Source organism: Micromonospora sp. NPDC049580 (assembly GCF_040675595.1).
In the GTDB taxonomy this organism is placed as follows: domain Bacteria; phylum Actinomycetota; class Actinomycetes; order Mycobacteriales; family Micromonosporaceae; genus Micromonospora.
The window spans coordinates 1-4,935 of record NZ_JBFAPG010000475.1; the positions used below are offsets into that span (position 1 = coordinate 1).

Annotated in this window: 5 protein-coding genes; 1 reads left to right on the forward strand and 4 read right to left on the reverse strand. The window is 73.2% G+C overall.

Annotation, left to right across the window (positions count from 1 at the left end; all coding sequences use genetic code 11):
* Window positions 1–70 precede the first annotated feature (70 nt).
* The 4 genes from AB0J68_RS27175 to AB0J68_RS27190 all read right to left on the reverse strand — a co-directional run bounded on the left by AB0J68_RS27175 (window position 71) and on the right by AB0J68_RS27190 (window position 3,583).
* Window positions 71–808 carry a C4-type zinc ribbon domain-containing protein gene (locus tag AB0J68_RS27175; protein WP_354856603.1) on the reverse strand — a complete coding sequence of 246 codons (738 nt, stop codon included), beginning with the start codon at window positions 806–808 and terminating at the stop codon, window positions 71–73.
* Window positions 798–1,670 carry a Nif3-like dinuclear metal center hexameric protein gene (locus tag AB0J68_RS27180; RefSeq protein ID WP_363941172.1) on the reverse strand — a complete coding sequence of 291 codons (873 nt, stop codon included), beginning with the start codon at window positions 1,668–1,670 and terminating at the stop codon, window positions 798–800. Before AB0J68_RS27180 ends, AB0J68_RS27175 begins: the two co-directional genes overlap by 11 nt.
* A gap of 94 nt (window positions 1,671–1,764) precedes the next feature.
* On the reverse strand, window positions 1,765–2,337 hold the full coding sequence (locus tag AB0J68_RS27185) for a flavoprotein (protein WP_354856600.1): 573 nt from the start codon (window positions 2,335–2,337) through the stop codon (window positions 1,765–1,767).
* A 16-nt stretch (window positions 2,338–2,353) separates the two neighbouring features.
* Window positions 2,354–3,583 carry a helix-turn-helix domain-containing protein gene (locus AB0J68_RS27190; protein WP_355064271.1) on the reverse strand — a complete coding sequence of 410 codons (1,230 nt, stop codon included), beginning with the start codon at window positions 3,581–3,583 and terminating at the stop codon, window positions 2,354–2,356.
* Between the two features lie 249 nt (window positions 3,584–3,832).
* Here AB0J68_RS27190 and AB0J68_RS27195 point away from each other — a divergent pair, with 249 nt between their 5' ends.
* A complete protein-coding gene (locus AB0J68_RS27195; RefSeq protein WP_354856687.1) occupies window positions 3,833–4,504 on the forward strand; it encodes a bifunctional DNA primase/polymerase in 672 nt (223 codons plus the stop codon).
* Window positions 4,505–4,935: the final 431 nt, after the last annotated feature.

Here is a 4,935-nt window from a genome sequence, read left to right on the forward strand (position 1 = left end):
AGCCGGCCGGCCCGGGGTTGCCCCGGGACCCGCCGTCGGCCTCGACGACGACCACGCGCGGCGCCACGACCTACAGGCCCGACTCGTTGGTACGGACCATGATCCGCCGGCAGTCCTCGCAGCGGACCACGTCGTCCGGGGCCGCCTTGCGGATGCGGGCCAGGTCGGCGCCGGAGAGGTCCAGCCGGCAGCCGCCGCAGCGGCCGGCGGTGAGCAGCGCCGCGCCCAACCCGGTGTCCGCGCGGATCTTGTCGTAGAGGGTGACCAGCTCGGCCGGGAGGTCGGCCGCGAGCGGCTGCCGGGCCCCCCGCTTGAACTCCTCGTCCTTGGCGATCTCGGCCAGCGCGTCGTCACGGCGCTGCTCGGTGGCGGCCCGCTTCTCCCGGGTGTCGGCCAGCCGCTGCTCCACGCCGTCCAGCACGCCCTGCGCGGTCTCCCGCTGCTCCATCAGCTCCAGCTCGGCGTCCTCCAGGTCGCCCTGGCGCCGGTTGAGCGAGGCCAGCTCGTGCTGGAGCGCCTCCAGCTCCCGGGCCGGGCCGGTGCCGGCGGCGAGCCGGTTCTGGTCCTTCTCCTTGCGGGCCCGCACCTGCTCGACGTCCTTCTCCAGGCGGGCGATGTCCCGGTCCAGGTCGTCGACCGCGACCTGGGCGCGAACCCGCTCGTCCTCCAGCGACGACAACTCCCGGGCCAGCGCCTCCAGTTCGGCCCGCTCCGGCAGCGAGCGGCGGCGGTGCGCGAGCTGGGCGAGGTTGGTGTCGATCGCCTGAAGGTCGAGCAGGCGGCGCTGGACCTGGGGGTCAGCCTTCACGGTCGGGCTCCTTGTCGTCCACAACGGGTGCGGCGGCGTGCATGGTCCACGGATCGGTGTCCAGGTCGGACACCAGCGTCTCGACGCCCGGCGCCTCTCGCAGGAGGGCGGCCAGGTCGTCCAGCCACGGTCGTTCGGTCGCCCAGTGGGCGGCGTCGATCAGGGCGGGACCATCGGCGGCGAGGTGCTCGCTGGCCGGATGGTGCCGCAGGTCGGAGGTGAGAAACGCGTCCACCCCGGCGGCGGTCGCGGCGCCGAGGAAGCTGTCCCCCGACCCACCGCTGACGGCGAGGGTACGAACCATACGCCCGGGATGCCCCGCGGCGCGAACTCCCCAGGACGTGACGGGAAGCACGGCTGCGGCGTGCCGGGTCAGCTCGGCGAGGGTCATCGGACGGGGCAACTCCCCGATCCGGCCGATGCCCCGGTCGTCGCCGTGGGCGGGAGAGCCGGTCGCCGGCCGCTGCAACGGGCGCAGCCCGGTCAGGCCGAACCGGGCGGCGAGGGCGTCGGAGACGCCGGGGGACGCGACGTCGGCGTTGGTGTGCGCCACATACAGCGCCACGCCGGCCCGGATCAGCTGGTGGACGATCCGCCCCTTGACTGTCGTCGCAGCGACCGAGGAGACCCCCCGCAGCAGCAGCGGGTGATGCGCGACGATCATGTCCGCGCCGACGGTCAGCGCCTCGGCGACCGTCTCGGGCACCACGTCGACCACGCAGAGCACCCGGCGGACCGGGGCGGTCGGCTCGCCGAGCACCAGGCCGACGCGGTCCCACTCCTCGGCCCAGCTCGGCGGATAGCGCCGTTCCAACTCGGCGACGACGTCCGTCACCGTGGCTGTGGATGCGCTGATGCTCACGGCGGGCCAGCTTACCGGCGCGGGGACCTTCGGGCGGCGACGCCCGGCCCGGCCGCGCCGGTCTGTCGACCCGTGGGAGGCGACCGGCGGGCGCTCAGGCGGCCCGGTACGCGACGGTCCGCAGCGCGGCCAGCGGCATCTGCCAGGGGAACGCGTGCAGATGCTGCTCACCCGTCCCGGGCGGGTGCAGGGCGACCACATGATCACCGAAGAGCACCGTGACGCCCCAGTCGGCCAGCCGGGCCACACCGGCCCGGAACGCCGGGTGGGCGGCCATCGCGACATTGGTGTACGGCACCGCGACGATCGGAACGCCCTTGCCCTGCGCCTCGACGAGCAGCCCGAGAGCGAGGGTGTCGGCGATGCCGGCCGCCCACTTGTTGACCGTGTTCACGGTCGCCGGGCAGACGATCATGGCATCGGCGGGCGGCAGCACGTCCGGGTCGCCGGGATTCTTGTAGTGCGTCCGCACCGGGTGGCCGGTCTGCCGGACCAGGGCCGGGCGGTCGACGAACTTGGCGCCGTCCGGCGTGGTGATCACGCAGACGTCCCAGTCATCCGACTGGGCCAGCTCGACCAGACGGCCGACGTGGCGGGCCAGCGGCGAACCGCAGGCGATGACGTAGAGCACCGCACGGTGCTCGCTGGTGTGTGGTGCGCCGGTCATCAAGCCGGCTCCGCGCTCATACCCCTACTCCCATGTGCTCAGCCAACTCCGCTACCGGAGAAGGCGGCGCACCACGTGTGCGACGAAGGACGTCCGACATCACCTCGTGGGCGATCGGCCGGCAGCGGATCTCCGACGGCGCGAGCCGATCGCCGAGCAGCAGCATCTCGCCGGCGTTCGCCACGTCGCCGATCTGGGCGTACCCCCGGGCGATGTCGAGCAGGTGGTGGGCGCGGCGCTCGGGCAGCAACGCGTTGAACGCGGGCTCCACGATGCGTACCTGGTGCACCTCCACCGCGCGGCCCCCGTCACCCAACTCGACGGCGGCGGCGGCCCGGTGCAACTCGACGTTCGTCGGACCGAACGAGGTCCAGTAGTGGTTGTGGTCGCCGCCGAGCAGGGTGGCGGCCTCCTGCGCGCAGTTGATCAGGTCGTCGACGCTGGCCGAGTCGCCGATCCGGGACGCGGCCATGGCCCCCTGCAACAGCAGCATCCCGTAGACGGACAGCCGGGCCGGGGAGACCTCGTTGCTGCCGCCGGGAGCCAGCCGGTTGGCGATCTGGACGTTCAGCTCCAGCGCCGGCCGGGCCCGACCCATGGCGACCAGGGCGTTGCAGACCCGGGTGGTGGCGATGCCGGCCAGCAGCGGGTCGTCGGCCCGCTGGGCCACCGCCATCGACCGGTCGGCGGCCAGCCAGGCCAGCTCGCACTCGCCGAGCTTGCGCAGCACCGACGAGGCGATCTGGTAGACCTGCCCGAGCAGGTGGGCCGCCTCCGGCGCCTGCGCTCCCCCGTAGGCGGCGTCGGCCGCCTGAGCGTCGCGCAGCAGCTTGGGCAGCGCCCGGGTGAGCATCCCGTAGCGGCCGTACTGGTAGGTGAGCCAGGCGTGGTTGACGGCCTTGCGCATGTCGTCCAGCGGAGGCGGGTACGGCACGGCGTCGAAGTAGGCGCTCATCGAGTCGTACCGCTCCAGGGCGGCCCGGATCTCCTGCACCTCGACCTGGTCGATGCAGTTCAACGCGTCGGTACGCCGCTCCGGGTCACGGCCCAGCAGCAGTTGCACGTCCATCTGCAGGATGTCGGCGATCTCGTAGAGGACGGAGAACTTGTCCAGCCGGCGGACGCCCCGCTCGACCTTGTCCACCCAGCTCTTCGACTTGCCCAGACGGTCGGCGAAGACCTGCTGCGACATCTTGCGTCGCCCCCGCCAGTAGGCCACTCGCCGTCCAATGGGTAGCTCGTCCATCTCCCCATCCCTCCCCTGCCGCCGCCACCCATCGGTTGGCGGCGATGTCCGCGGGTGCGGCGATCCGTCGTTCGTCTTGCAGTTTTCGCTGGTCGCACAGCCTGTACGTCAGCCGGACAGCCAGTCCTCGTACTTTTCGTGCAAGTTGCACGAGCCGTTCGTCAACCTCAACGATCGTGGGTTACGGCAGTGACGGTGCTCGACATGCGACCTGGCGTTCGCCGGGCCCGACGAGGGGAGATGGCACACATGTGGGGGAACGTCGTACCGCGCGTCGCCGAACTGTCGCCGCTGGAACGCGTCCGGCTGCGCCGGGTCGCCATCCGGTACGCCGTACACGGCTGGGAGGTGACCCCCGGTGCCTGCCTCGCCCGCAGCCGGTTCGTGTGCGGTCGGGCCGGCTGCCCCACGGTGGGCTGCCACCCCGCCCTGGAGAACTGGGAGCTGGCCGCCACCACCGATCCGGCCCGGGTGGCCACCTGGTGGCGCACCCGCCCGCACGGGGTGCTGCTGCCCACCGGCCGGACCTTCGACGTGCTGGAGGTGCCGGCCCACCTCGGCCGGCACGTGCTCGACGCCGTGCAGGTCCACCCGGCCGGCACAGGCGTACGCGGGCCCGTGCTGGTCACCCCCACCGGCCGGTGGATGTTCCTGGTCCGCCCGGGCGACCCGCTCCGACCGGAGTTGGAGCACTGCTTCCACGTCGTCCGGCACGGGCCGGGCTCGTGGATCCCGGCGCCGCCCACCCGGCTGCCCGAGGGGACCGTCCGCTGGGCGGTCGCCCCGGAGCAGGCACGCTGGCGGCTTCCGGACTCCTACCTGGTGCAGAACACCCTGATCGAGGCGCTACGGGCCAGCGGGGTGACGCTCGCCCCCGACCTGCTCCCGGGTCACCTGCCCCTGCCCCGCCGGGGCAGGTGACCCGGGCCCCGGCCGACGATTCGATCCGGTGACCGACAGCGTCGCCGGACGGCCGGTGCTCGTTGAGCAGGTGACAGCGCGAACGCGCGCCACGAACGGGGGAACGATGTCCACGGACGACAGGTCGCCGTATCCCGGCGGCACCGAACCGCCCCGTCGCAGCTATCCGCGGCACCGCTGGGCGGGCACCCGCCCGGCCGGCTCGCGCCCCGGGCGGCCCCGCCCCACCGGCACCCGCCCCGCCGGCACCCATCGCCCGCTGCGCTAGACCGTCTCTCCGGATCGTCGCCGGCTCGCGCCCGGATCCAGGAGACACGCGTCTAGACCGTCAGCGGAAGCGCGGTGGAGTGGAACTGGCGGGCGTCGTCGGTGACGACCGCGTGGTGGCCGCCTGCGCCGACATCACCGGCGCCGTCATCGGCCGCGTGGAG